A 25,779-nucleotide genomic window follows, 5' to 3' on the forward strand; every position below is an offset into this window, starting at 1 on the left:
CACCCGGCCGCTACGACACTCCGAAATCCATACCTATAGGGCTCAACACCCCTGCAATAGACCGGGGAGCGCGGCCCCACGGGGCCTCAGCGACGCCGGCGCGTACGGCTCGTCCGGGCGGCCTTGGCCCGCTTCGCCGCGAACCGCACACCGCCGGGGCTTTCCCCGACCTCGACCCGCACCACGGTGGACATCGGGTCCACGATGCCCTCACCGACGTGCAGCACCGAGGTCTTCACCACACCGAGCTTGGTCAGCGCGGCCTTCGCCGCCACCAGCTCCTCGTCGGCGGTGTCGCCCTTCAGCGCCAGCATCTCGCCGTACGGCCGCAGCAGGGGCACGCCCCACCCGGCGAGCCGGTCCAGCGGGGCCACCGCGCGCGCCGTCACCACGTGCACCGGCTGGAGCTTGCCGAGGACTTCCTCGGCCCGACCGCGCACGACCGTCACATGGTCGAGCCCCAGCAGCTCCACGACCTCCTGGAGGAAGTTCGTGCGGCGCAGCAGCGGCTCCAGCAACGTGATCTTCAGGTCCCTGCGCACCAGGGCCAGCGGAATGCCGGGAAGGCCGGCGCCCGAACCCACGTCGCACACGGTGACGCCTTCGGGGACCACTTCCGAGAGCACCGCGCAGTTCAGCAGGTGCCTCTCCCACAGCCGCGGCACCTCGCGCGGGCCGATCAGGCCCCGCTTGACACCCGCGTCCGCCAGCAGCTCCGCGTACCGCACAGCTTCCGGGAAATGCTCACCGAACACCGCGCGCGCCTCTTCAGGTGCCGGGGGCGCTTCTTCGGGCATCGGGGGAAGCTCAGCTGCCTCCGTCACGGGGACCGTCCTTCCGTACCGCATGGTTGTGGCCGTGCCGTCCCGCGGGCCACATCGTCACTGCCAGGCTGACAAACATCGGCCCCGCCTGCGAGACAGACGGGGCCGGACACTCGGACTTCCGATCAGGCCGGAAGCACGACGACGAAGCGCTGCGGCTCCTCGCCCTCGGACTCGCTCCGCAGACCGGCGGCGGCCACGGCGTCGTGGACGACCTTCCGCTCGAAGGGGGTCATCGGCTCCAGCTTCAGGGGCTCACCGGACGCCTTGACGTCCTCCGCGGCCTTGGCTCCCAGCGCCGTCAGCTCCTCGCGCTTCTTCGCGCGGAAGCCGCCGATGTCCAGCATCAGCCGGCTGCGGTCCCCGGTCTCGCGGTGCACGGCGAGGCGGGTCAGCTCCTGCAGGGCCTCCAGCACCTCCCCGTCACGGCCGACGAGCTTCTGCAGGTCGCGCGCGGAGTCGCTGACGATGGAGACCGAGGCGCGGTCCGCCTCGACGTCCATGTCGATGTCGCCGTCCAGGTCGGCGATGTCGAGCAGACCCTCGAGGTAGTCGGCCGCGATCTCACCCTCCTGCTCGAGGCGGGTCAGGGTGTCGCCACTCTCAGCGGCGGCGGTGGTGGTGCCTTCCGTCACGGGAGGGACTCCTTCTTACTTCTTGGGAGAGGGCTTGCTGGGGGGCGTCTGGCGCTGCGACTTCGACTGGCGCTTGGGCTGCTGCCGCTTCGGGGCACCGCCGCCGGCCGCATCGGAGTCGACGGTCGCCTCGACGCTCTTCGTCACGGAGCCGTCCGCCTGCGCGGCCAGGCCCTGCTTGGTCAGACCGGTGATGAACTTGCGCTCGTTGTCGTTGCGGTCCGGGCCCTTGGCCACGATCGCCGCGACGATCTTCTTCTTGCCCCGGCCCTTGAGCTGGCCGTGCGCACCGATCTGCTTCAGCAGGCGCGTCAGGTACTGGTCCTGGGCCAGGCTGCCCGGGGTGGGGTTCCGGCTGATCACGAACATCTGCTGGCCCATGGTCCACAGGTTCGTGGTCAGCCAGTAGACGAGGACACCGACGGGGAAGTTGATGCCCATGACCGCGAAGATCACGGGGAAGATGTACATCAGCATCTTCTGCTGCTGCATGAACGGCGTCTTGACCGAGAGGTCGACGTTCTTCTGCATCAGCTGGCGCTGCGTGTAGAACTGCGACAGCGACATCAGCACGATCATGATCGCGGTGACGATCCGCACGTCGGTGATCGAGGCGCCGAGAGCGGCGACCTTGTCCGCGCTGTCCGTGAACTTGGAAGCCAGCGGGGCGCCGAAGATGTGCGCGTTACGGGCGCTCTCCAGCAGCGGGCCGTCGATCTGACCGATCGGCGTGCCGTTGGCGATGCTGGCGAGCACGTGGTAGAGCGCGAAGAAGAACGGGGACTGCGCCAGGATGGGAAGGCACGAGGAGAGCGGGTTGGTACCCGTCTCCTTGTACAGCTTCATCATCTCTTCGGACTGGCGCTGCTTGTCGTTCTTGTAGCGCTCCTGGATCGCCTTCATCTTCGGCTGGATCGCCTGCATGCCGCGCGTCGCCTTGATCTGCTTCACGAAGAGCGGGATCAGGCAGATACGGATCAAGACCACCAGGGAGACGATGGACAGGCCCCAGGCCCATCCACTGTCCGCTCCGAACATGGCACCGTACAGCTTGTGGAACTGAACGATGATCCACGAAACGGGCGTGGTGATAAAGGTGAACCAACTGGCAATCGTGTCCACTAATCAGGCTCCTTGAGCATTGCGAGATCTACGCAACGCACTGCGCAGCTGCTCGTGCCAACGCGGGCGTTTCCGGGGTGGGACGTGGTCCACGCCACCCGGGGACCACGGATTGCACCGCAGGATCCGCCAGGCGGTCAGAGCCGTCCCCTTCACCGCACCATGCCGGTCGATGGCCGTGTACCCGTAGTGCGAGCACGAGGGGTAGTAGCGGCACACCGGCCCGAGCAGCGGACTGATCGTCCACTGGTACAGCTTGATCAATGCGAGCAGCGGGTACTTCATCGAGCCACGCCTCCCAAGAGCCGCAGCAGTGCGGCATCGAGGTCCCGGGCCAGCTCGTCGAGACCGGCATCACCCGCTCCGGGCAGAGCCCGTACCACCATCAGGCTACCTTCGGGCAGCTGGGACAGCCGCTCGCGGACGAGATGGCGCAAACGGCGCTTGACCCGATTGCGTACGACGGCGATGCCGACAGCCTTGCTGACGACGAAACCCGCACGCGTCGAGGGATCGATCTCCCCCGACTCGTGCGGGTCCGTTGCACCGCTTGTACGTAGGTGGACGACGAGGAGCGGGCGACCAGCCCGACGGCCTCGACGTACCGCGCTCGCGAAGTCCTCGCGCCGCCTCAGCCGATTGTCGGGAGACAGCACGACGTCACGATCCGCCCGTCAGTTACGCGGAGAGTTCGGCGCGGCCCTTGCCACGACGGTTCGCGAGGATGGCGCGGCCGGCACGGGTACGCATCCGGAGACGGAAGCCGTGGGTCTTGGCACGACGGCGGTTGTTCGGCTGGAAGGTGCGCTTGCTCACTCGGGGGCTCCAGAGAATAAATCGTTGTGGCGGGACATCGCCTGGCTGTCACCGTGCGCCCACGAGGAGAAAACTCGCGTGTTCGCCCGAGTGGCACCGCTAAACGATCACAATCAGTGATCTTCGCCCATCGGTAGGCAGGCGGCAGCAGCCATCGACAACTCGACCTCGTTACGGTACGCGCGGCTACGCCATCCGGTCAAACCGAGCCGACGGTGCCCCACACTGTGCACAGGCTGTGGACAACGACTTGAACCGTACCCGCTGGCCTGACTACCGTTGCCTGACCCTGGATTTTTTGTCCCGACCGTCCCAAAGAACCACACATTCGTGGGACCCCCTCTGAGAGAGCGTGCCCTGTGGCTGACGTACCTGCCGATCTTGCCGCAGTGTGGCCAAGGGTGCTCGAAAAGCTCCTCGGGGAGGGACAGAACAGCATCGAGCCCAAGGACAAGCAGTGGGTCGAGCGCTGCCAGCCCCTGGCCCTGGTGGCGGACACCGCACTGCTTGCCGTCCCCAATGAGTACGGCAAGCGCGTCCTGGAGGGCCGGCTCGCCCCGCTCATCAGCGACGCCCTGAGCCGCGAGTGCGGCCGCCCCATCCGGATCGCCATCACCGTCGACGACTCCGCCGGCGAGCCCTCGCCCCCGGCCGCGACCGGGCCCCCCTCCCGCGACGGGGGCTACGAACCGTACGGCGGCCAGCGCCCCGGCGGACACACCGGACCCGGGGGCCACACGGGACCCGGCGGCCACACCGGTCCCGCGGACGACCAGCTCCCGAGCGCCCGCCCCGCCTATCCGGACTACCAGCAGCCGCGCTCCGAGCCCGGCGCCTGGCCCCGCGGCGGCCAGCAGGACGACTACGGCTGGCAGCAGCCCCGCCTCGGCGGCTTCCCCGAGCGCGACCCGTACGCCTCCCCGCAGCCGGGCTACATGCAGCAGTCCGAGCCCTCCTCCTACGACCAGGGCTCCTACGAACAGCAGAAGTACGAGCAGCAGCAGTACGAGGGCCAGCAGCAGCGCTCCCCGCGCCAGTACGAGCAGCAGGGGTACGAGCAGCAGTCCGCCCCGCGCCCGGCGCCCAGCCGGCCCGCGCCCTCGGCTCCGTCCGGCGGTTCCACCTCGGGCCCGCTGGAGCCGACCGCACGGCTGAACCCCAAGTACCTCTTCGACACCTTCGTCATCGGCGCCTCCAACCGCTTCGCGCACGCCGCCGCGGTGGCCGTCGCCGAGGCGCCGGCGAAGGCGTACAACCCCCTCTTCATCTATGGGGAGTCGGGCCTCGGCAAGACGCACCTGCTGCACGCCATCGGGCACTACGCGCGGAGCCTCTACCCCGGCACCCGCGTGCGGTACGTGAGCTCCGAGGAGTTCACCAACGAGTTCATCAACTCGATCCGCGACGGCAAGGGCGACGCGTTCCGCAAGCGCTACCGCGAGATGGACATCCTGCTCGTCGACGACATCCAGTTCCTGGCGAGCAAGGAGTCGACGCAGGAGGAGTTCTTCCACACCTTCAATACGCTCCACAACGCCAACAAGCAGATCGTGCTCTCCTCCGACCGGCCGCCCAAGCAGCTCGTCACCCTGGAGGACCGGCTCCGCAACCGCTTCGAGTGGGGTCTGATCACCGACGTCCAGCCGCCCGAGCTGGAGACCCGCATCGCGATCCTGCGCAAGAAGGCCGTGCAGGAGCAGCTCAACGCCCCGCCGGAGGTCCTGGAGTTCATCGCCTCCCGCATCTCGCGCAACATCCGCGAGCTGGAGGGGGCGCTGATCCGGGTCACGGCCTTCGCGAGCCTGAACCGGCAGCCGGTGGACCTCGGCCTGACCGAGGACGTACTGAAGAACCTGATCCCCGGCGGCGAGGACAGCGCGCCCGAGATCACGGCGACGGACATCATGGCCGCCACCGCCGACTACTTCGGGCTGACCGTGGACGACCTGTGCGGCTCCTCGCGCAGCCGCGTGCTGGTCACCGCCCGGCAGATCGCCATGTACCTGTGCCGGGAGCTCACGGACCTCTCGCTGCCCAAGATCGGGGCGCAGTTCGGCGGCCGCGACCACACCACCGTCATGCACGCGGACCGCAAGATCCGCGCCCTGATGGCGGAGCGCCGCTCCATCTACAACCAGGTGACCGAGCTCACCAACCGCATCAAGAACGGCTGACGCCGGCGCTGTGCACGTGCCGCAGAGGTGCCGTCGAGGCCCCTCCAAACGCTGTGAGAGGGCGCTCCCGGGTCACTTCGGGGGCGCCCTTCTTCGTGCGTGCGCCCCCGACCTGTTCGAATACGCCCCCCTGGAGCCAACTCATCCACAGATTGGGCGACTTTCTTCCGTCCACACCCTGGGGACGGCTTCCACAACCCACAAGACTGTCCACAGGGCCCAGGCGTGAGGCACCATCAGGGCTGGTCAGACCCCTGTGGAATTGTGCGCAACGACTGTCCACAGGCTGTGGACGAAAATTTCGTCCACAGGTCTGTCCACCGCGTTGTCCACCGGCGGTCCACAGCTTCCCGGGTCCTGTGCACAGGATGGGACGAGTTCCCCACACCGTTGTCCACTGTTCGGCAACAGGGAACCCCCTGTCACCGCCCCGAGTGAAAGCGGTCACACCGAAGTCGACGTTTGGGTTGTGGAGTACTCGGGAAAACCTGGGGACGCACCTGTGGAGTAGTGGGGGTCGTCTGGGGACGGCCTGTGCAGAAGTTTTTGTTCTCCACAGAGACACTGGGTTGTCCACCGGTGCCGCCCACAGGGTGTGGGGATAAAAAACACGGCCTGACCTGTGGAAACACTGTTATCCACCGTTTCCACAGGCCCTACTACTACCCCCATAGAGAGTTAGCCCGGTTTCGGTTTTCAAGCAGGTCCTGTGCACAACTCGGTGGATCGCCCTCCCCGACACCTCGCTCCCGACTTGACCGCCAGCAGCGACGACTGTCGGCGCCGTACGTCAGACTGGTCCCCGGCATCGGTCGAGGCATCGACGAGCCGACGACGAAGGCCGGCAGACGAGCGAGCAACAGCAGGAGGCGGTTTCCGGTGAAGATCCGGGTGGAGCGCGACGTACTCGCGGAGGCGGTGGCCTGGGCTGCCCGTAGCCTCCCGGCCCGGCCGCCGGTGCCCGTTCTCGCGGGCCTGCTGCTGAAGGCCGAGGAGGGCAAGCTGTCCCTCTCCGGCTTCGACTACGAGGTCTCGGCCCGCGTCTCCGTCGAGGCGGACGTCGAGGAGGACGGCACCGTCCTGGTCTCCGGCCGGCTGCTCGCCGACATCTGCCGCGCCCTCCCCAACCGCCCGGTGGAGATTTCCACAGACGGTGTACGGGCGACCGTGGTCTGCGGCTCCTCGCGGTTCACACTCCACACCCTGCCTGTGGAGGAGTACCCGGCGCTGCCGACGATGCCCACCGCGACCGGCACCGTGCCCGGCGAGGTCTTCGCCTCCGCCGCCGCCCAGGTCGCCATCGCCGCCGGCCGCGACGACACGCTGCCCGTGCTGACCGGTGTGCGCATCGAGATCGAGGGCGACAAGGTCACCCTCGCCTCCACCGACCGCTACCGCTTTGCGGTCCGCGAGTTCCTGTGGAAGCCCGAGGACCCCGAGGCCTCGGCCGTGGCCCTGGTGCCCGCCAAGACCCTCCTGGACACCGCCAAGTCGCTCACCAGCGGCGACACGGTCACCATCGCGCTGTCGGGCTCCGGCCAGGGCGAGGGCCTCATCGGCTTCGAGGGCGCCGGCCGGCGCACCACCACCCGCCTCCTCGAGGGCGACCTGCCGAAGTACCGCACGCTCTTCCCGACGGAGTTCAACTCGGTCGCCGTGATCGAGACCGCCCCGTTCGTCGAGGCCGTCAAGCGCGTGGCCCTGGTCGCCGAGCGCAACACCCCGGTCCGCCTCAGCTTCGAGCAGGGCGTGCTGATCCTGGAGGCCGGCTCCTCCGACGATGCACAGGCTGTGGAGCGCGTCGACGCGAAGCTGGAGGGCGACGACATCTCGATCGCCTTCAACCCGACCTTCCTGCTGGACGGCCTGAGCGCGATCGACTCGCCGGCCGCGCAGCTGAGCTTCACCACGTCCACCAAGCCGGCGCTGCTCAGCGGCCGCCCGGCCGTCGACGCCGAGGCCGACGAGGCGTACAAGTACCTGATCATGCCGGTCCGCCTCTCCGGCTGAGCCCGGGAACCGACGCGGCACGCCCCCCGGGCCCGGCCCCGCTTCCCGCGGGACCGGGCCCGAGGGCGTTCCACCGCCCGCCGAGAGCCCCGGCGCCGACACCCGGAGTGCCCGTGGCGCCGGGCGCCACGGCCCGGCGTAGGCTCGGGACGGGGGATGTCCCCGGGTCAGGGGCGAACCCCGGCACAGACGGCCACAACGCTTAAGGAACCACCTGATGGAGCTTGGTCTCGTCGGTCTCGGCAAGATGGGCGGCAACATGCGCGAGCGCATCCGCCGCGCCGGCCACACCGTCATCGGATACGACCGCAACCCGGACCTCGCCGATGTCCACAGCCTGTCGGAACTTGTGGACAGCCTGCAGGCCCCCCGCGTGGTGTGGGTCATGGTCCCGGCCGGCGCGGCGACCCAGTCCACCGTCGACGAGCTCGCGGGCCTGCTCTCGCCCGGCGACATCGTCGTCGACGGCGGCAACTCGCGCTGGACCGACGACGAGAAGCACGGCGCCGAGCTGGCCGCCAAGGGCATCGGCTTCGTGGACTGCGGAGTCTCGGGCGGCGTGTGGGGCCTGGAGAACGGCTACGCGCTGATGTACGGCGGCGACAAGGAGCACGTCGCGGCCGTCCAGCCGATCTTCGACGCCCTCAAGCCCGAGGGCGAGTTCGGCGCCGTGCACGCGGGCAAGATCGGTGCCGGCCACTTCGCGAAGATGGTCCACAACGGCATCGAGTACGCCATGATGCAGGCCTACGCCGAGGGCTGGGAGCTCCTGGAGAAGGTCGACTCGGTCACCGACGTCCGCGAGGTCTTCCGGTCCTGGCAGGAGGGCACGGTCATCCGTTCCTGGCTGCTGGACCTGGCCGTGAACGCGCTGGACGAGGACGAGCACCTGCAGGAGCTGCGCGGCTTCGCGCAGGACTCCGGCGAGGGCCGCTGGACGGTCGAGGCCGCGATCGACAACGCCGTGCCGCTGCCCGCGATCACGGCCTCGCTCTTCGCGCGCTTCGCGTCCCGCCAGGACGACTCCCCGCAGATGAAGATGATCGCCGCGCTGCGCAACCAGTTCGGCGGCCACGCGGTCGAGAAGAAGTAATCCACAACCGCTCCACAGGTCCACACAGATCCACAGATCCAGGTCTGGATGTGCACAGCCTGTGGAGCGGAGAACAGCAGAGCAGCAGGAAGCCGGGGGAGGTCGGCGCCACATGCACGTCTCGCATCTCTCGTTGGCCGACTTCCGCTCGTACGCCCGGGCCGAGGTTCCCCTCGACCCGGGCGTCACCGCTTTCGTGGGCCCCAACGGCCAGGGCAAGACCAATCTGGTCGAGGCGATCGGCTACCTCGCGACGCTCGGCAGCCACCGGGTCTCCTCGGACGCCCCGCTCGTGCGGATGGGCGCCGAGCGCGCCGTCATCCGGGCCGCCGTCACCCAGGGCGAGCGGCAGCAGCTCGTGGAGCTGGAGCTGAACCCGGGGCGCGCCAACCGGGCCCGGATCAACAGGTCCTCGCAGGTGCGGCCGCGGGACGTGCTGGGCATCGTGCGGACCGTGCTGTTCGCCCCCGAGGACCTGGCCCTGGTCAAGGGTGATCCCGGGGAGCGGCGCCGCTTCCTCGACGAGCTCGTCACGGCCCGCTCGCCGCGCATGGCGGCCGTCCGCTCGGACTACGAGCGGGTGCTCAAGCAGCGCAACACCCTGCTGAAGTCGGCGGCGATGGCCCGCCGGCACGGCGGCCGCTCCATGGACATGTCCACGCTCGACGTGTGGGACCAGCACCTGGCGCGCACGGGCGCGGAGCTGCTCGCCCACCGGCTCGACCTGCTCGCGACCCTGCTGCCGCTGGCGGACAAGGCGTACGAGCAGCTCGCGCCCGGCGGCGGCCCGCTCGGGGTGGCCTACAAGTCCTCCGCGGGCGAGCAGGTGGACGGCGGCGGGGCCCGCACCCGCGAGGCGCTCTACGAGGTCCTCCTCGGTGCGCTGGGGGAGGTGCGCAAGCAGGAGATCGAGCGCGGGGTGACCCTCGTCGGCCCGCACCGCGACGACGTGCTGCTGCGCCTGGGGGAGCTGCCGGCGAAGGGGTACGCGAGCCACGGCGAGTCCTGGTCGTACGCGCTGGCCCTGCGGCTGGCCTCCTACGAGCTGCTGCGCTCGGAGGGCAGCGAGCCGGTGCTGATCCTCGACGACGTGTTCGCGGAGCTGGACGCGCGGCGCCGGGAGCGGCTGGCGGAGCTGGTGGCGCCGGGCGAGCAGGTGCTGGTGACGGCGGCCGTGGACGACGACGTGCCCGGGGTGCTGGTCGGGACCCGGTTCGCGGTGTCCGGCGGGGAGGTGACCCGGCTGTGAGCGGCAAGGAGCAGGACCCCTCGCAGAACCCCCAGTCGCAGGACCCGCCGCGCAAGGCGGCCGAGCCCTCGGGCGTGGACCTGGCGCGCCAGGCGCTGGCGGCGGCGCGCGAGCAGGCGCGGGCCCGCGGCAACGCGGCGCAGAACAAGAAGGGCGGCTACCGGCCGGGCCTGCGCTCGGGCGCCCGCGCGGACGGCCGGGACCCGATGCCGCTGATGGCGGCGCTGGACCGGCTGCGCACGGAGCGCGGCTGGGAGATGCCGATGGCGGTGGCGGGCGTGATGGAGCGCTGGCCGGAGATCGTCGGCCGGGACATCGCGACGCACTGCGTTCCGGACCGGTACGAGGACCGCGAGCTGGTGGTCCGCTGCGATTCCTCGGCGTGGGCGGCGCAGCTGAAGCTGCTGGCGCCGCAGCTGGTGGCCCGGCTCAACGCGGACCTGGGGCAGGGCACCGTCCGGCTGATCAAGGTGCACGGCCCTGGCGGCGGGCCCAAGCGGTACGGGCCCCTGCGGGCGCCGGGGAGCACCGGCCCGGGGGACAACTACGGGTGAGGGCGGGTGGCCGGCCCGGCGTGTCCCACCGCGCGCGGGTGGCCTCGTAGGCCTGCCGTGTGCCTGCCCCACGGCTCCCGCATGCCTGCGCGCGCCCTCACTCGTACGGGTGAGTAGGGATGCGGCGGCCACCCGTACGGACGGTCGGGCGGGTGGTGTCCCTCACGGTAGCGGGAGGTTGACAGCCCGAAGCGCTGAATGCCCGTGTGAGCCTCTTTGAGCCCCTCCCCGGATATGGGGAGTCGGAGAGAGGAGTTTCCGGGCGGCACATGCGGACTCAGGTACCGGCAAACGCCCATTCATGGGGGTGATACCGGTAGACTGAACGAGAATCCCGCGCACGCGCGGGATCCAGTCGAGTAAAGCTGACCACCGCTGACAACGCAGATCGACGCAGCCGCTCCCGCTTGCATGCCTGCCGGCCCGGAGTACGGCCTGTGCTGTGCCAGAAAGGGCGCTTCGTGGCCGATTCCGGCAACCCCAACGACAACCAGTCCACAGTCGGCCAGAACGGCGAGGTCACGTCCTCGTACGACGCAAGCGCCATCCAGGTCCTCGAGGGCCTGGACGCGGTCCGCAAGCGTCCCGGCATGTACATCGGCTCGACCGGTGAGCGCGGGCTCCACCACCTCGTCTACGAGGTCGTCGACAACTCGGTCGACGAGGCCCTGGCCGGGCACGCGGACACCATCGACGTGACGATCCTCGCCGACGGCGGCGTGCGCGTGGTCGACAACGGCCGCGGTATCCCGGTCGGCATCGTGCCGTCCGAGGGGAAGCCGGCCGTCGAGGTCGTGCTGACGGTCCTGCACGCGGGCGGCAAGTTCGGCGGCGGCGGCTACGCCGTCTCCGGCGGTCTGCACGGCGTCGGCGTCTCCGTCGTGAACGCCCTGTCGACCAAGGTCGCGGTCGAGGTCAAGACCGACGGACACCGCTGGACCCAGGACTACAAGCTCGGTGTGCCGACGGCCGCCCTCGCCAAGAACGAGGAGACGTCCGAGACGGGCACCTCGGTCACCTTCTGGGCCGACGGCGACATCTTCGAGACCACCGAGTACTCCTTCGAGACGCTCTCGCGCCGCTTCCAGGAGATGGCCTTCCTCAACAAGGGCCTGACCCTCTCGCTGACGGACGAGCGCGAGTCGGCGAAGGCCACGATGGGCGCGGACACCGCCGAGGAGACCGACGACCAGCAGGCGCGCTCGGTCAAGTACCACTACGAGGGCGGCATCGTCGACTTCGTGAAGTACCTGAACGCGCGCAAGGGCGAGCTGATCCACCCGACGGTCATCGACGTCGAGGCCGAGGACAAGGAGCGCATGCTCTCGGTCGAGATCGCGATGCAGTGGAACTCGCAGTACACCGAGGGCGTCTACTCCTTCGCGAACACGATCCACACGCACGAGGGCGGCACCCACGAAGAGGGCTTCCGCGCGGCGATGACCGGCCTGGTCAACCGCTACGCGCGCGAGAAGAAGTTCCTGCGCGAGAAGGACGACAACCTCGCCGGCGAGGACATCCGCGAGGGTCTGACGGCGATCATCTCGGTGAAGCTGGGCGAGCCGCAGTTCGAGGGCCAGACGAAGACCAAGCTGGGCAACACGGAGGCGAAGACCTTCGTGCAGAAGGTCGTGCACGAGCACCTCAACGACTGGTTCGACCGCAACCCCAACGAGGCCGCGGACATCATCCGCAAGTCGATCCAGGCGGCCACGGCGCGCGTCGCGGCCCGCAAGGCCCGCGACCTGACGCGCCGCAAGGGTCTGCTGGAGAGCGCCTCGCTGCCGGGCAAGCTGTCGGACTGCCAGTCCAACGACCCGACCAAGTGCGAGATCTTCATCGTCGAGGGCGACTCGGCCGGCGGCTCGGCCAAGTCCGGCCGGAACCCCATGTACCAGGCCATCCTGCCGATCCGCGGCAAGATCCTGAACGTGGAGAAGGCCCGGATCGACAAGATCCTCCAGAACACCGAGGTCCAGGCGCTGATCAGCGCCTTCGGCACCGGTGTGCACGAGGACTTCGACATCGAGAAGCTCCGCTATCACAAGATCATCCTGATGGCGGACGCCGACGTCGACGGACAGCACATCAACACCCTGCTGCTGACCTTCCTGTTCCGCTTCATGCGGCCGCTGGTCGAGGCCGGGCACGTGTACCTGTCGCGTCCGCCGCTGTACAAGATCAAGTGGGGCCGCGACGACTTCGAGTACGCGTACTCGGACCGCGAGCGCGACGCCCTGGTCGAGCTCGGCAAGCAGAACGGCAAGCGGATCAAGGAAGACTCGATCCAGCGCTTCAAGGGTCTGGGCGAGATGAACGCCGAGGAACTGCGCATCACCACGATGGACGTGGACCACCGCGTGCTCGGCCAGGTCACCCTGGACGACGCCGCGCAGGCCGACGACCTGTTCTCGGTGCTGATGGGTGAGGACGTCGAAGCCCGGCGCTCCTTCATCCAGCGCAACGCCAAGGACGTTCGCTTCCTCGACATCTGAGTCGGCTCAGCTGACCGCCTGAAAGGATCTTTGACCAGCAATGGCCGACGAAACCACGCCCACTGCCGAGAACACCGAGGAAGAGCCCGTCCTGCGCATCGAGCCCGTCGGGCTCGAGACGGAGATGCAGCGCTCCTACCTCGACTACGCGATGTCCGTCATCGTGTCCCGCGCGCTGCCCGACGTACGGGACGGCCTCAAGCCCGTCCACCGCCGTGTGCTGTACGCGATGTACGACGGCGGCTACCGGCCCGAGAAGGGCTTCTACAAGTGCGCCCGCGTCGTCGGCGACGTCATGGGCACGTACCACCCGCACGGTGACTCCTCGATCTACGACGCCCTGGTCCGCCTGGCCCAGCCGTGGTCGCTGCGCATGCCGCTCGTGGACTCCAACGGCAACTTCGGCTCCCCGGGCAACGACCCGGCGGCCGCCATGCGTTACACCGAGTGCAAGCTCATGCCGCTGGCCATGGAGATGCTCCGGGACATCGACGAGGAGACCGTCGACTTCACGGACAACTACGACGGCCGCAACCAGGAGCCGACCGTCCTGCCGGCGCGGTTCCCGAACCTGCTGATCAACGGCTCCGCGGGCATCGCGGTCGGCATGGCCACCAACATCCCGCCGCACAACCTGCGCGAGGTCGCGGCCGGCGCCCAGTGGGCGCTGGAGCACCCGGAGGCCTCGCACGAGGAGCTCCAGGACACGCTCATCGAGCGGATCAAGGGCCCGGACTTCCCGTCGGGCGCCCTGGTCGTGGGCCGCAAGGGCATCGAGGAGGCGTACCGGACCGGTCGCGGCTCCATCACGATGCGCGCGGTGGTCGAGGTCGAGGAGATCCAGAACCGCCAGTGCCTGGTGGTCACGGAGCTTCCGTACCAGACCAACCCCGACAACCTGGCGCAGAAGATCGCCGACCTGGTGAAGGACGGCAAGGTCGGCGGCATCGCCGACGTCCGCGACGAGACCTCGTCCCGGACCGGCCAGCGCCTGGTGATCGTCCTCAAGCGCGACGCCGTCGCCAAGGTCGTGCTGAACAACCTGTACAAGCACACCGACCTGCAGACGAACTTCGGCGCGAACATGCTGGCGCTGGTGGACGGCGTGCCGCGCACGCTGTCGATCGACGCCTTCATCCGCCACTGGGTGACGCACCAGATCGAGGTCATCGTCCGGCGCACGCGCTTCCGCCTGCGCAAGGCGGAGGAGCGCGCCCACATCCTGCGCGGTCTGCTCAAGGCGCTGGACGCGATCGACGAGGTCATCGCGCTGATCCGGCGCAGCAACACGGTCGAGATCGCCCGCGAGGGCCTGATGGGCCTGCTGTCGATCGACGAGATCCAGGCGAACGCGATCCTGGAGATGCAGCTGCGCCGCCTGGCGGCCCTGGAGCGGCAGAAGATCGTCGCCGAGCACGACGAACTCCAGGCCAAGATCAACGAGTACAACGCGATCCTGGCCTCCGAGGAGCGCCAGCGCCAGATCGTCAGCGAGGAACTGGCCGCGATCGTCGAGAAGTTCGGCGACGACCGGCGTTCCAAGCTGGTGCCCTTCGACGGCGACATGTCCATGGAGGACCTGATCGCCGAAGAGGACATCGTCGTCACGATCACCCACGGCGGGTACGTCAAGCGCACCAAGACCGAGGACTACCGCTCGCAGAAGCGCGGCGGCAAGGGCGTGCGCGGCACGAAGCTGAAGCAGGACGACCTCGTCGACCACTTCTTCGTGTCCACCACGCACCACTGGCTGCTGTTCTTCACGAACAAGGGCCGGGTCTACCGCTCGAAGGCGTACGAGCTCCCGGACGCCGGCCGTGACGCGCGCGGGCAGCACGTGGCGAACCTGCTGGCCTTCCAGCCGGACGAGAAGATCGCCCAGATCCTCGCGATCCGCGACTACGAGGCCGCTCCGTACCTGATCCTGGCCACCAAGGGCGGCCTGGTGAAGAAGACGGCGCTCAAGGACTACGACTCTCCCCGTTCGGGTGGTGTCATCGCCATCAACCTCCGTGAGACGGAGGACGGCAGCGATGACGAGCTGATCGGCGCCGAGCTGGTGTCCGCCGAGGACGACCTGCTGCTCATCAGCAAGAAGGCGCAGTCGATCCGCTTCACGGCGACCGACGACGCGCTGCGCCCGATGGGCCGCGCCACCTCGGGCGTGAAGGGCATGAGTTTCCGGGGAGGGGACGAACTGCTCTCGATGAGCGTCGTCCGGCCGGGTACGTTCGTCTTCACCGCGACCGACGGCGGCTACGCCAAGCGGACGCCGGTGGACGAGTACCGCGTCCAGGGCCGTGGTGGCCTGGGCATCAAGGCCGCGAAGATCGTGGAGGACCGCGGCTCGCTCGTCGGGGCGCTCGTGGTGGATGAAACGGACGAAATTCTCGCCATCACGCTCAGCGGTGGTGTGATTCGTACGCGCGTCAACGAAGTACGGGAGACCGGCCGTGACACCATGGGCGTCCAGCTGATCAACCTGGGCAAGCGGGATGCCGTCGTCGGCATCGCCCGCAACGCGGAGGCCGGTCAGGAATCTGACGAGGTCGACGACAGCGAGAACGAGATCGGGACCGAGGCGGCCGTCGAAGGACAGGCCGCCGAGGCTGCCGGGGGCACGGAGCCCTCGGCTGGGGAGCACGAGGAGTAAGCGTGAGCGGAGCCACGGGCGCCGGACCGGCCCACACTGGAGCGAACGGTGCCCGTGGCCCCGCCACGGACTCCCAGGGGGGAACCGTGACGGACACCCGAGGACCGCAGCCGCCTCAGTCGCCGCAGTCGCATCAGACTCAGGCCGGGGCGGGCCCTCAGCAGCCCTACCACCCGCCGCAGGCGTACCCGGTGCCCTCGGGCCCCGGGGCGCCGCGGGGGGCGGGAGAGCCCGGAGCGCAGCGCAAGCCGCGCACGGGGGCACGTATGGCGCCCAGGACGCGCAAGGCGCGGCTCAGGGTGGCCAAGGCCGACCCCTGGTCGGTGATGAAGGTCAGCTTCCTGCTGTCGATCGCGCTGGGCGTGTGCACGATCGTCGCCGCGGTGGTGCTGTGGATGGTCATGGACGCCATGGGCATCTTCTCCAGCGTCGGCGGCACGATCAGTGAGGCGACCGGCTCGAACGAGAGCAACGGCTTCGACCTCCAGACCTTCCTGTCGCTGCCGCGCGTTCTGATCTTCACGACGGTGATCTCGGTCATCGACGTGGTGCTCATGACGGCGCTGGCGACCCTGGGCGCGTTCATCTACAACCTGTCGGCGGGCTTCGTCGGCGGTGTGGAGCTGACGCTTGCCGAGGACGAGTAGCCACTCCGGGGACGGGGCTGGTGACCTGCGTAGATGGGTCACGGGAACCGATTTTGGAGTCACCGGGTCTGTGCGCTAACCTTCAGGAGTCAGCGCGCAGCGCGGATGGGGCTATAGCTCAGTTGGTTAGAGCGCATCCCTGATAAGGATGAGGCCACAGGTTCAAATCCTGTTAGCCCCACAGTGTCGAAGACCCCCAGGCCCATGGCCTGGGGGTCTTTGTCGTTGGGCCAGTTGGTGGATCGGTTGGTGGGCCGGTAGGTCACCGATCGGTATCGGTCGGTGTGTATTGTTGGGCGCCAGAAGTCCCCTACGTCAACGAAAGACGAGGTCGCGCGGTGAAGAAGCTGCTCCTGGTCGCACTGGCCGCCATCGGCGGGCTCCTCGTGTACCGCCAGATCCAGGCGGACCGCGCAGAGCAGGACCTGTGGACGGAGGCAACCGACTCCGTGCCTTCTGGTTCCGGTGTGTGAGACCCGAGGTTGATCCCAGAGCCCCGACTGCCGCTGCGGTCGGGGCTTTGTGCTGCTCTGTGACGAATTGTTGCGGTATGCAAAGTTGTTGCTTGCGTTGGCAAACTCGGGGTGGGTGCGTGTGATGGGTGGGGTACGTCGGGTAAGGACGGCCGTTGCGGCGGCGCTGGCCGCCCTCGGGCTGGTCGCGGCCCTGCCGGGGGCCGCGGGCGCGGCGGGGACCCCGCAGCCGGTGCCGCCGTACCTGGGCGCGGAGGGGGCGGTGGCGGTCGAGGGGAAGCCGTCCACGGCCGGAGCGCCCGAGCTGAAGGCCGGCGCCGTCCACAAGGACTCCATCGCGCCGGGGGAGCGGTACTACCGGATCCGGCTCGACAACCGCTCGACCGTCTACGTCTCCGGGGTCCTGCAGCCCCCGCGCGGCGCCAAGGTGAGCTACGGCGACGGCCTCGAGGTGGAGGTCCTGAACGCCGAGAACACCGCCTGCCCCGGCAGCCCGGGGCGGGCGTCCTTCGGCTACGACCCCGTCCCCCTCGGCGCCGTGGGGGCCCGGATCATGCAGGAGGACCAGGGCTGCCAGGGCGAGGGCACCTACTACGTCAAGGTCACGCGCGAGACGGCCAAGGGCGGTGACCCGGCGGCCTGGCCCCTGGAGCTGAAGGTCCAGCGCGAGCCGAAGCTCAGCGGCGGCACCGCGCCCACGGCGGCGCCGAGCGTCTGGCCCTCGGCCTCCCCGACCCTGCCGGGCAGCGACCCGGCCCCGCGTACCGGCGGCACCGGCTTCAACGACGCCCGGGCGCTGGACAGCGGGGTCTGGAGCGACGAACTGCGGCCCGGGCAGACCCGGTTCTACCGGGTGCCGCTCGACTGGGGGCAGCAGCTCGGGCTCGCGGCGGAACTCTCCGCCGCCACGATGACGAAGGACTCCGGGTACGCCTCGCCCGGGCTCTCCGTCACGCTGTACAGCCCCTACCGGTCCCCGATCGACGGCGAGGACGCCTCGTACGACGGGAAGCAGACGGGACTCACCCTGGCGCGGACGGCGCCGGTGGCCTACGAGAACCGCTTCTCCTCCGACCGGAAGCTCGGGGCGGTCCGGGTGGCCGGCTGGTACTACGTCGCGGTGACCATGGGCGGGAAGGTGGGGGAGTTCACCCAGGACGCGGTGCCCGTGCCGCTGACCCTGCGCACGCAGATCATCGGCTCGCCGGGCAAGGCCCCGGCCTACGCGGAGGACCTCGCGGCCGCCGGGTTCGGGGTGGGGGCCGAGGACCGTACCGCGGCCAAGGAGGGCTCCACGGCCGTGGAGGCCGATGCCGCCGCCGAGAACCGGTCCGTGATGCGGGTGGTCGCGGGCGCCGGCTTCGGTACGGGGACCCTGCTGCTGCTCGTCCTGGGCGGGTGGATGCTGCTGGCCCGGCGGCGCTCCGCCTAGAGCTGGGTCAGGGCCCAGATCCCGACGGCGAAGCACAGGGCCGCGGCGAGCAGGATCCCGGCGGTGACCTTCGCGGGCGGGGGCGCGAGGGCGCCCGTACGGAGCGGGGCGGGCCCGGTGGCCGCGACCGGCGCCGGGGGCTGCTGGCGGGGGTACGGGGCCGTGGGCGTGGCCCCGCCCGTCTGCGGCGCGTACGGGGCGTGCGGCGCGGGCGGCGTCGGGGTGGGCGGCGGGAGGTGGAAGCTGCCCGTCTCCGAGGGGCCGAAGACACCGAGGGGCGCGGTGACGGGTGTGGGGGCGCCGCCGGGCTGCGCGGGCACGGGTGCCGCGGCCGGCGTCTCGTGCGCAGCCTCGTAGGAGGTTTCCCGGGGTGCTCGGGGGGTGAAATCGGCGGGCACCGGGCCCAGTTGGTCGAACACCTCGACCGGGTCCCCGTCCGGGCCGGGCGGCGGGAGCAGTTCCACGGCCTCGGCGAGGGCCCTGCGCGCCCCGGTGGCGGTCTGGAACCTGCTCCGGGGGTCCGGCTGGAGCAGCGCGGCCAGGACGTCCCACAGCGGCGCGGGGACGCCTTCCGGCGCCGCGGGGGTGCCGTGGGCGAAGAACTGCTCCATCAGGGCCTGGGAGTCGGGCTTGGAGCCCTGGAGGAGGTAGAGGCCGACCAGCCCGACCGCGAACAGATCGGCGGTGAAGTCCGGCTCGGAGCCGAGGAGTTGCTCCGGGGCGAGATAGCCCGGCGTGCCGACCACGTAGGCGGTCTCGGTCAGCCGGGGCTCGCCCTTGCGCATGGCGATGCCGAAGTCGGACAGCCGCAGGTGCGGCCGCCCGGTTCCAGTGGCCTCCATCAGGATGTTGGCCGGTTTGATGTCGCGGTGCACGACACCCTCCGCATGCACCGCCGCCAGCCCCGACAGGAGCTGGTCGAGCAGCGTGCACACGAACCGGGGCGGCAGGGCCCCGTAGTCCCCGATCACATGGGCGAGGGAACCGCCGGCGACGAGGTCCATGGTGAACAGGACCTTGTCGTCGTCCGCCGCCCAGCTGGCCGGGGCCAGTACGTGCGGGTGATCGATCCGCAGCGCCTGCTCGCGGACGAACCGCAGCAGGGTGTGGGCATCGCTCTGCAGGAGGACCTTCGCTGCGACGTAGCGGCGGCGCCGGTGGTCCCAGGCTCGCCATACGGCGCCGGCGCCGCCACGTCCGATCGGGTCGATCAGTTCGTACCGGCCGGCGAAGATCTCACCCATTGCTGCGCCCGTCCCCCGTCGTCAGCTGTGTCCGTTGCCTGCGTGGCGTGTCAGTTCTGGTGCGCCTCGTAGTGCGCGACGGCGTCGGAGGTGCGGCCCGCTCCGTACACCCGGAGGAACTCTGCCAGTTCCGGGTGGGTGGGGGCGAGGGTGTCCGCGGCGTCGATGATGTCGCCGGCGGCGGAGACCGAGCGCAGCAGCGACTGGATCTCGCGCACGACGCGCTTGACGGTGGGCGCGCCCGAACCGGTGGCGGCCTGGCTGGTGCTGTTGCTGAGGACGGAACCTCCCTGGGTCTTCTTGATCTCGTCCATCCGGTCGGTGGCCTCTCCCGCGCTGACGCTGCCGTCGGCCACCTGGCCGGCGAGATCCTGGAGAGCCTGTACCCGCTGGACCACGGCGGGGTTGCCGATCTTGGCCCGCTGACCGCTCATCAGCTGGGACAGCATCGGAGCCGACAGCCCGAGGACGGCAGCGAGGCGGGCCTGGTTCAAACCGAGGTCATCTATGAGCCGGCGGAAGAGCGCGCCGAGCGGCTCCCCGTACCAACTCCGCTGGAGTTCCCTGGCTCTGGCGGTCGCCTCTTGCTGTACTGCGTCCACTCTTACTACTCCCCTTCGCTGGTGCGAACCTCGCGAGCATCTTACGGAGAGTGGTCGCGGGGCGGGAGTCCCTATCATTTTGCGGGATGAGGGGGTACACCCGGTACTCTGTCCTACGGAACGGTCACTCCCTCCCGGGGGACGGCCGTGCCCGCGTCCGGGGCCTTAGCTCAGTTGGTAGAGCGCTGCCTTTGCAAGGCAGATGTCAGGAGTTCGAATCTCCTAGGCTCCACATCAAGAAAACCCTGTCCGACCAGCGGAAACGCCGGTCGGACAGGGTTTTTTCGTGTGGGTCCCCGTGGGTTCCCGCGGGTCAGCGGGGGTCGGGGCGGCGGCACAGTTCGTGGAGCCGGGAGATGCGCCAGCCTTCGCCCAGGGGGGCGCCCCGGGGGGTGAGGAGGACGCCCGAGTTCGCCCGTACCGCCGCCGTCAGCTGCGGGCCGCGCAGGTCCGGTGCGGCGGCGAGGGTCCGGGCGAGGGCCGTGACCGCGCGGTCGGCCCGGCGTACCGCGCAGGACTGGGCGTGGACGGCCCACACTTCGAGGCCCGCCGCGTCCGGGTCGAGGGAGCGGAAGGTGCCGAGCCCGCAGTCGGCGGGAATCAGCACCGGTCCGCGGGGCCCGGCCGCGCGGGCGAGGCGCAGGCAGAGCTCCTGGGGGGCCAGGACCGCGAGGACGTCGCGCTTGCCCCCGGACGGGGAAGGGGAGGGGGAGGGGAGGGGGGAAGCGGGCAGGCCGGCCGCGGCGGACTCCTCGCCGACCCGGCGGGCCAGCTCCGTCCACTGCGGGCTCCCGTCGTGCAGGATCCGGAGAGTGGCCGCCCCCAGTGCGGCCGCTCCCTCGACGATCAGGCCCGGCAGGGAGTCCCCGTCGGGGGACCAGCTGAGCTCGGTCGCCCCGGTCGTCCCGGTCGCCCCCGGCGGGAGGAAGGGCAGCAGGCAGGTCAGCCCCGCCGCCCCGTAGACCGCCTCCGCGATCCGGCCGCGGGCCGGGTCGCTGTGGCCGACCACCGCCGCGTAGCCGCCGGCCACGACCTCTTCCTCGACCCCCGCGGTCTCGTCGTGGACGCGCCAGTCGGCCGCCGCGGGGTGTTCGGCCTTCGCCCGCTCGATCCCTCCGAGGAGCACCGCCCCCCAGGCGGCCCGGGGGCCGGTCAGCGGGGCGACGACCGCGACCTCCGGTCGCCTGTTCATGGTCAGCCCCAGATGAAGGAGTCGGTCGACGCGGACGCCGGCTGCTCCGCCGCGAGCGCCGTGGGGGCTGCGCCGAAGACGAAGGCGGCGGCGATCACGGCGAGCAGAGCGGTACGGACACGAGACATGAAGAACCCCCGGAAGAACGTGTGTTGTGGTGTGGAACCAGCATGCTGCGGGGGGTCCTGCGATGGCTACGGATGCGAAGTTCCGGGACCGGCCATGGCCAGGGGCGGACACGGCAGGAGGTCCGGCAACCCCTCCGACCTCCGCGGATGTCCGTATGCCGGACCCCGCTGGCCGTAGTGCGGACCCCTTCTTAGGATCGCGGGTGCGAACCGCGGGGGGCGGTCCGCCGAGGCGAGGGGGCGGTGTGGACGTACGGGCCAAGGCGCAGGAGCTGTACCGGATCGCACTGGACGACGCGTCCTGGCGGCCGGAGCTGGTCACGGGCGAACGTGGTTGGACCGACCCGGAATTCGCGGAGGCCCTGCGCCTGCTCAACCGGCTCGGGCTGTTCGTCCCCTCGCCCGAGACGCGCAACGGCTGGACCGCGCTGGCCCCGGACACGGCGCTGCGCAACCTCCTGCTGGAGGAGGAGCAGCACACGGGGGCCCTGCTCTCGGCCGTGCAGCAGACCCGGGCCGCGCTCGCCCAGGTCGTCACCGATTTCCAGCCGGTGCACGCCCGGGAACTGTCCTCCGTACAGATGGAAGTGGTCACCGGCGCCGCCAACGTCTCGGCCGCGCTGGAGGACGCCTCGCAGCGGGTCGAGCACGAGGTGCTCTCCCTGCACCCGGGGCGGGCGCTGCCCGCCGAGATGATCGAAGCGGGGCTGGAGCGGGACCGGCTGGCGCTCGGCCGCGGGGTGCAGATCCGTACCATCCACCTCGGTTCGGCGGCCGCCGTGCCGCACATGAGCACCTACCTGCGCGGGCTGAACGCGGCAGGGGCCCAGGTGCGCACCGCGCACACCCTGCCCCTGCGGCTGATCGTGGTGGACCGCTCCCTGGCCATCGTCCCCGCTCCGGAACCGGTGGACGGGGACATCGCCGCCGTCGTCCTGCGCGGGGAGACGCTGGTCGGCGTCCTGCGCGGGATCTTCGAGCACTGCTGGGAGGCCGCCAGTGTGCTGGGTGAGGCGGGCACCGCGGCGAGTGCGGCGGCCCCGGGCGGTGAGGGCGGCTGGCAGCCCACCGGCCGGCACCGCGAGCTGCTGCGGATGCTGGAGGGCGGGCTGACGGACGAGACGATGGCCCGCAAGCTCGGGGTGTCCGAGCGCACGGTCCGCCGTCTCGTCTCCGAGCTGACCGAACGGCTAGGCGCGGCCAGCCGGTTCCAGGCCGGTGTGTGCGCGGTCCGGCTCGGCTGGCTCGACGACTGAGGCGGTGGTGGCCCCGGTCGGGGCGGTCTCCTTCTCGGTGGCCGGGCCGGCGGCGGCCGTGCGGCCCCAGGCGGTGCCCGCGAGGACCAGCAGCGCGCCCGCCAGGCCGAGGAGTCCGGGCCGGTCCCCGGCCAGCGCGATGCCGAACACGGCGGCCCACACGGGCTCCGTGCCGAGCAGGAGGCTGACCCGCGAGGGCGAGGTCCTGCGGACGGCCCACATCTGCGTGAAGAAGGCGAAGAGCGTGCAGAACACGGACAGGTAGACCAGCCAGAGCCAGTCCGAGACGTCGAACGCGGCGGCGGCCGCCCACGGGGTGCCTCCGGTGCCGGGCGCGAAGGACAGCAGGGCGAACACCGTGACCGCGCTGCCGAGCTGGACCGTGGTCATCGACATCGAGTCCGCGCCCTCGACGGACTTCATCCGCGACATCGCGAGGACGTGGACCGTACGGGCCAGGGCCGCGCCCAGCATCAGCAGGTCGCCGAGGGAGGGCGCGGTGAAGCCGGCCCCCTGGGTCAGCAGCAGGACGCCCGCCACCGACAGCCCGGCCGCCGCCATGAACGGGCGCGGCAGCGCGGTCCCGCGGATCCGGCTCTCCGCGATCGGGGTGAAGATCATCGTGAGGCTGATGATGAGCCCCGCGTTGGTCGCCGAGGTGTGCACCACCCCGTAGGTCTCCAGCAGGAAGATCCCCGCGAGGATCAGCCCGAGGACGCCCGCGCCGCGCACCTGTGCCCCGTTCAGCGCGCGGAGCTTGCGCCATCCGGCGATGACGAGCACGGGCAGCGCCACCGCGAACCGCAGCACCAGCACCGCCAGCACGGTCTGGGTGGTGGTGACGCCCTTGGCGGCCAGGTAGCTCGATCCCCACACCACTGCGACCAGCAGGACGGGCAGATCGGTCAGCCAGGCGCGGCGGGCCGCGGCGGTGGCGGTCATCGGGAGTACTCCTACGGGGTGTGGGGGGAGGGCGGGAGCGGTCGGGCTCAGCGGGCGGTGTAGGCGATCACCAGGACGTCGCGGTGGGCCGCGGCCGTGGGGTCCACCGGCTGCAGACCGGTCACCGAGTGCAGGGTCCGGCGGTCGTCGCCCAGCAGGAGGTCGCCGGGCTCGGTCAGGGTGGTGGTGAGCAGGTGCTCGCCGGCGTCGGTGTAGACGCCGCTCTCGCCGCCGGTGACGTTGGTGCGGCCGATCATCAGCGAGGTGATGAAGGTGACGCCGTCGCGGTGGCGGCCCTCGGGGGCCGGCTGCCCCTCCTGGTCGGCGGAGGAGATGATCCGGTACGGGTGGAGCTTGATGTTCCAGGTCTTCGTGCCGTCGACCGCCGTGAAGATCCGGCCCAGTTCGACCAGGACCGAGCGCAGGAGCTGGTCGCCGACGAAGGCGCCGGTCAGCGGGTCGAAGACGCGCTCCACACCGCCGTTGAGGGGGTTGACGTCCGTTTCCTGGCGGTAGGGCTCGTGCGGGAGCAGGCTGAGCTCGCCGGAGTCGGCGTCGAGTTCGAACTGGCCGTAGCGGCGGAAGCGGTAGGTGCCTCCGTCGGCCATGTGCGTGTCGAGCGTCAGCTCGTCCCAGTGGGCGGCGAACCGGGCCCAGTCGGAGGAGTCGGCGTCGACCAGGTCGGAGAGGGCGCGGGAGGGCATCAGGTGCCCGCCGGATCCGGCGAGGGCGGCGGTGGCGTCGAGCGCGACGGGGTGCGTGGTGACGGCGGCAGTGGTCATGGAAGTGCTCCGTGGAAACGAGGAAGAACGGTAGGTACGGTGGATCAGACGGCGGCGAGCAGGGAGTCGGCGCGGGCGAAGGGCGCGGACTCGGCTTCGATCGCCTGCTCTTCCCAGGCCTCGCGGTCGCGCAGGTAGAGCGGCTTGACCGCGGTGATGGCCCGCGTGTCAGCCCCGCCGGTCTGCAGCCGCCAGGTCACCGAGCCGGTGGTGCGGGCGGCGCAGGTGTCCATGAAGGCCTGGACGGTGAGCCGCAGGTCGCCGAACCAGCGGCCCTCCAGGGCCTCGCGGGTCCAGACCTGCTCCAGGTGGCGCTTCTCCCGGATCAGTTCGGCGTCCAGGCAGGCGCTCTCGACGTGCCGGTAGCTGCTCAGCAGCAGGTAGGCGCCGGGCATCTCACGGATCTCCAGCACCTTCTCGCCGTGGTCGAGGTGCTCCAGGCCGGAGTAGCGGCCGAGACCGTAGGCGCCCACCCGGTGGTTGAGCTGGTCGATGAGGTCGGTGAGCGGCATCGGAACGCCGTCGACGGCGACCGGGAGCCCGCGCTCGATGGAGACGGTCAGGGTCTCGGACTCGCCGGGCAGCGCGGTGGCGCGGCTCCAGGTGTACATGTCCTCGGGGACCGCGTGGCGCTCCGGGTCGTCCAGGATCCCGGACTCGAACTCGCGGCACCACAGGTTGGAGTCCCCGCTGACGATCCGGCCGGCGAGCAGGTCGATCCCCGCGGACCGCAGCTCGACGAGCTTCTCCTCGCGGGTGACCGGGTCGAGGTCGTACGGGCTGCCGAAGCTGCCCTCCCAGCCGAGCAGGGTCAGCGCGCCGTTGAGCCGGCGCAGGGTGTTCTGCGAGCGGTTCGCGGTGTGCAGGACGGTCTGGGCGCCGAGGGCGCGGGCCAGTTCGACCGCGCTGCGGGCGATGAGCGGGCGGCTGAGGGTGGAGCTGACCGGGTGGATGCCGAGGTAGACGGCCTGGGCGGCGATCGCGGGGGCGACGTACTGGCCGGCGAACTCCTCGCGCCGGTCGAGGATGTGGATGGTCGCGCCGAGCGCCTCCGCCACCTGACGCTTGTACTGGCTCGACTCGTCCTCGCCGATGTCGACGCTGACGGCGTGTACGTCGCGGACGCCCATGCGGCGCAGTCGCAGCAGCAGGTACGAGCTGTCGAGGCCGCCGCTGAACAGGGTGACGACGGGACGGTTCGGGTCCAGGGTGTCGAGCTGCGAGAAGGAACGTATGAGCGGGGACTGCATGGTCTCTCCAACCTTGGCGCGGATCACAAGAGAGGAGATTTCCCTGCCGCGGACTTCCGGACCATGGATTCCGGCCTTCCGCGCCCGGCCATGACCGGTCCCGGACGCGGAACGTCAGATGGGCCGTCCGGTGGGCCGGCGCCGTGGCTCGGTGTCGGAAAACCGCGAGCTGAGCCGTGTGCCGCCCGGTTAGAGTCCGCTGTCCG

The 25,779-nt window shown here is 70.3% G+C and carries 24 protein-coding genes and 2 tRNA genes; 13 read left to right on the top strand and 13 right to left on the bottom strand.

The genetic code is table 11. The annotated features are described in order from the left end of the window. Window positions 1-86: 86 nt before the first annotated feature. The 6 genes from rsmG to rpmH form a co-directional block, all read right to left on the bottom strand. Window positions 87-797, bottom strand: a complete 711-nt coding sequence (gene rsmG / locus NLX94_RS09080; protein WP_254382096.1) for a 16S rRNA (guanine(527)-N(7))-methyltransferase RsmG — start codon at window positions 795-797, stop codon at window positions 87-89. A 152-nt stretch (window positions 798-949) separates the two neighbouring features. Then, entirely contained in the window at window positions 950-1,459 is a 510-nt protein-coding gene (locus tag NLX94_RS09085) for a R3H domain-containing nucleic acid-binding protein (RefSeq protein WP_254382097.1), read from the bottom strand. 15 nt (window positions 1,460-1,474) lie between these two features. Further along, window positions 1,475-2,581, bottom strand: a complete 1,107-nt coding sequence (yidC, locus tag NLX94_RS09090; protein ID WP_254382098.1) for a membrane protein insertase YidC — start codon at window positions 2,579-2,581, stop codon at window positions 1,475-1,477. Window positions 2,582-2,584: 3 nt separating this feature from the next. Then, complete coding sequence (gene yidD / locus NLX94_RS09095; RefSeq protein ID WP_076043740.1) at window positions 2,585-2,866, bottom strand: membrane protein insertion efficiency factor YidD; 282 nt, start codon at window positions 2,864-2,866, stop codon at window positions 2,585-2,587. Then, window positions 2,863-3,237, bottom strand: coding sequence for a ribonuclease P protein component (rnpA, locus tag NLX94_RS09100; protein ID WP_254382099.1), 375 nt, complete (start codon window positions 3,235-3,237; stop codon window positions 2,863-2,865). The genes yidD and rnpA overlap by 4 nt, the downstream gene beginning before the upstream one ends. 22 nt (window positions 3,238-3,259) lie before the next feature. After that, window positions 3,260-3,397 carry a 50S ribosomal protein L34 gene (gene rpmH, locus NLX94_RS09105; protein ID WP_100597229.1) on the bottom strand — a complete coding sequence of 46 codons (138 nt, stop codon included), beginning with the start codon at window positions 3,395-3,397 and terminating at the stop codon, window positions 3,260-3,262. A gap of 401 nt (window positions 3,398-3,798) precedes the next feature. Between rpmH and dnaA the strand changes: the two genes are divergently transcribed. From dnaA to NLX94_RS09160, 11 genes are all read left to right on the top strand, one after another. Further along, window positions 3,799-5,571 (top strand): chromosomal replication initiator protein DnaA, encoded by a 1,773-nt coding sequence (gene dnaA / locus NLX94_RS09110; RefSeq protein ID WP_254382100.1) that lies wholly within the window; start codon window positions 3,799-3,801, stop codon window positions 5,569-5,571. An 879-nt stretch (window positions 5,572-6,450) separates the two neighbouring features. After that, window positions 6,451-7,581 carry a DNA polymerase III subunit beta gene (gene dnaN, locus NLX94_RS09115; protein ID WP_243331110.1) on the top strand — a complete coding sequence of 377 codons (1,131 nt, stop codon included), beginning with the start codon at window positions 6,451-6,453 and terminating at the stop codon, window positions 7,579-7,581. 217 nt (window positions 7,582-7,798) lie between these two features. Next, window positions 7,799-8,674: a phosphogluconate dehydrogenase (NAD(+)-dependent, decarboxylating) gene (gene gnd / locus NLX94_RS09120; RefSeq protein ID WP_250738644.1), complete on the top strand. Its 876-nt coding sequence runs from the start codon at window positions 7,799-7,801 to the stop codon at window positions 8,672-8,674. A 112-nt stretch (window positions 8,675-8,786) separates the two neighbouring features. After that, complete coding sequence (gene recF / locus NLX94_RS09125; RefSeq protein ID WP_254382101.1) at window positions 8,787-9,923, top strand: DNA replication/repair protein RecF; 1,137 nt, start codon at window positions 8,787-8,789, stop codon at window positions 9,921-9,923. Continuing rightward, window positions 9,920-10,477 (top strand): DUF721 domain-containing protein, encoded by a 558-nt coding sequence (locus NLX94_RS09130; RefSeq protein WP_254382102.1) that lies wholly within the window; start codon window positions 9,920-9,922, stop codon window positions 10,475-10,477. The genes recF and NLX94_RS09130 overlap by 4 nt, the downstream gene beginning before the upstream one ends. A 437-nt stretch (window positions 10,478-10,914) precedes the next feature. After that, window positions 10,915-12,972 (top strand): DNA topoisomerase (ATP-hydrolyzing) subunit B, encoded by a 2,058-nt coding sequence (gene gyrB, locus NLX94_RS09135; protein ID WP_308402406.1) that lies wholly within the window; start codon window positions 10,915-10,917, stop codon window positions 12,970-12,972. A 40-nt stretch (window positions 12,973-13,012) separates the two neighbouring features. Further along, entirely contained in the window at window positions 13,013-15,625 is a 2,613-nt protein-coding gene (gyrA, locus tag NLX94_RS09140; RefSeq protein ID WP_254382104.1) for a DNA gyrase subunit A, read from the top strand. Between the two features lie 86 nt (window positions 15,626-15,711). Further along, window positions 15,712-16,272 (top strand): DUF3566 domain-containing protein, encoded by a 561-nt coding sequence (locus NLX94_RS39315; protein ID WP_374683930.1) that lies wholly within the window; start codon window positions 15,712-15,714, stop codon window positions 16,270-16,272. A 107-nt stretch (window positions 16,273-16,379) separates the two neighbouring features. After that, window positions 16,380-16,453: transfer RNA gene (locus NLX94_RS09150), tRNA-Ile, on the top strand. A gap of 157 nt (window positions 16,454-16,610) precedes the next feature. Beyond that, window positions 16,611-16,745 (top strand): DLW-39 family protein, encoded by a 135-nt coding sequence (locus NLX94_RS09155; protein ID WP_208809277.1) that lies wholly within the window; start codon window positions 16,611-16,613, stop codon window positions 16,743-16,745. Between the two features lie 124 nt (window positions 16,746-16,869). Beyond that, entirely contained in the window at window positions 16,870-18,177 is a 1,308-nt protein-coding gene (locus NLX94_RS09160) for a hypothetical protein (protein WP_254382106.1), read from the top strand. Here the strand turns inward: NLX94_RS09160 and NLX94_RS09165 are convergent. Next, a complete protein-coding gene (locus NLX94_RS09165) occupies window positions 18,174-19,421 on the bottom strand; it encodes a serine/threonine-protein kinase (RefSeq protein WP_254382107.1) in 1,248 nt (415 codons plus the stop codon). The genes NLX94_RS09160 and NLX94_RS09165 overlap by 4 nt on opposite strands. A 50-nt stretch (window positions 19,422-19,471) precedes the next feature. Then, window positions 19,472-20,023, bottom strand: a complete 552-nt coding sequence (locus NLX94_RS09170; protein WP_243331094.1) for a DNA-binding protein — start codon at window positions 20,021-20,023, stop codon at window positions 19,472-19,474. Between the two features lie 159 nt (window positions 20,024-20,182). Between NLX94_RS09170 and NLX94_RS09175 the strand changes: the two genes are divergently transcribed. Continuing rightward, a tRNA-Ala gene (locus NLX94_RS09175) sits at window positions 20,183-20,255 on the top strand. Between the two features lie 81 nt (window positions 20,256-20,336). On the opposite strand, the gene NLX94_RS09180 is transcribed toward NLX94_RS09175, so the two are convergent. Beyond that, complete coding sequence (locus tag NLX94_RS09180; protein ID WP_254382108.1) at window positions 20,337-21,215, bottom strand: hypothetical protein; 879 nt, start codon at window positions 21,213-21,215, stop codon at window positions 20,337-20,339. Window positions 21,216-21,217: 2 nt separating this feature from the next. Beyond that, window positions 21,218-21,343 (bottom strand): hypothetical protein, encoded by a 126-nt coding sequence (locus tag NLX94_RS38880; RefSeq protein WP_302169046.1) that lies wholly within the window; start codon window positions 21,341-21,343, stop codon window positions 21,218-21,220. A 245-nt stretch (window positions 21,344-21,588) separates the two neighbouring features. Here NLX94_RS38880 and NLX94_RS09185 point away from each other — a divergent pair, with 245 nt between their 5' ends. After that, window positions 21,589-22,599 carry a helix-turn-helix transcriptional regulator gene (locus NLX94_RS09185; RefSeq protein WP_254382109.1) on the top strand — a complete coding sequence of 337 codons (1,011 nt, stop codon included), beginning with the start codon at window positions 21,589-21,591 and terminating at the stop codon, window positions 22,597-22,599. On the opposite strand, the gene NLX94_RS09190 is transcribed toward NLX94_RS09185, so the two are convergent. The 3 genes from NLX94_RS09190 to NLX94_RS09200 are packed head-to-tail and all read right to left on the bottom strand — an operon-like array spanning window position 22,534 to window position 25,573. After that, window positions 22,534-23,541: a DMT family transporter gene (locus tag NLX94_RS09190; RefSeq protein WP_254382110.1), complete on the bottom strand. Its 1,008-nt coding sequence runs from the start codon at window positions 23,539-23,541 to the stop codon at window positions 22,534-22,536. The two genes, NLX94_RS09185 and NLX94_RS09190, sit on opposite strands and share 66 nt — an antisense overlap. Window positions 23,542-23,588: 47 nt before the next feature. Beyond that, the gene (locus tag NLX94_RS09195) at window positions 23,589-24,323 is read right to left on the bottom strand and encodes a 2OG-Fe dioxygenase family protein (RefSeq protein ID WP_254382111.1); all 735 of its coding nucleotides are present in this window, start codon (window positions 24,321-24,323) and stop codon (window positions 23,589-23,591) included. A gap of 44 nt (window positions 24,324-24,367) precedes the next feature. Continuing rightward, a complete protein-coding gene (locus NLX94_RS09200; protein ID WP_254382112.1) occupies window positions 24,368-25,573 on the bottom strand; it encodes an argininosuccinate synthase-related protein in 1,206 nt (401 codons plus the stop codon). Window positions 25,574-25,779: the final 206 nt, after the last annotated feature.

This window comes from Streptomyces sp. TBY4 (assembly GCF_024213195.1).
Taxonomy (GTDB): Bacteria; Actinomycetota; Actinomycetes; order Streptomycetales; family Streptomycetaceae; genus Streptomyces.